General features: G+C 60.5%; 1 protein-coding gene. It reads left to right on the top strand.

What is annotated here, in order from left to right; genetic code table 11:
• On the top strand, positions 1-367 hold a 367-nt coding region (locus OB03_RS08740; protein ID WP_461343868.1), incomplete at both ends, for a hypothetical protein.

Below are 367 nucleotides of genomic sequence, written 5' to 3'. Positions count from 1 at the left end.
AGAAGCAGAGCGCCTGATCCACGAGGCTATCGCCGATGTGCCCCTAGCTTGCTCCACTCCCGAGGCAGCCGCCGCAGTCCAGGCGTTGGGCCTCAAGCTTGCAGAGACCTGCATGGAGCCCCGAGCGATTGCACAGACCCTATTGGCTCAGGCTCACGGCTACATTCAGGCCGCTACCGACGAGCAACCGCAGGCAACAGCCTTTGCCATGCTGGAAACCGTGATTGACGGCATGATTGCCATCGGGATCGAGAAGGGCGACGCAGGCAAATACATGCTGACCTACATCGGCCTGTGGCTCGCGAATGCCGATCCTGCGTTTGCTGCTGAGACCCTATACCAGATGGCCGACAGCATAGTCGCCAAG

The sequence above is a fragment of the Brevundimonas sp. GN22 genome (assembly GCF_054824005.1).
The sequence above is the reverse complement of the archived record's forward strand: the minus strand, read 5'-3'. Positions and strand labels throughout refer to the sequence as shown.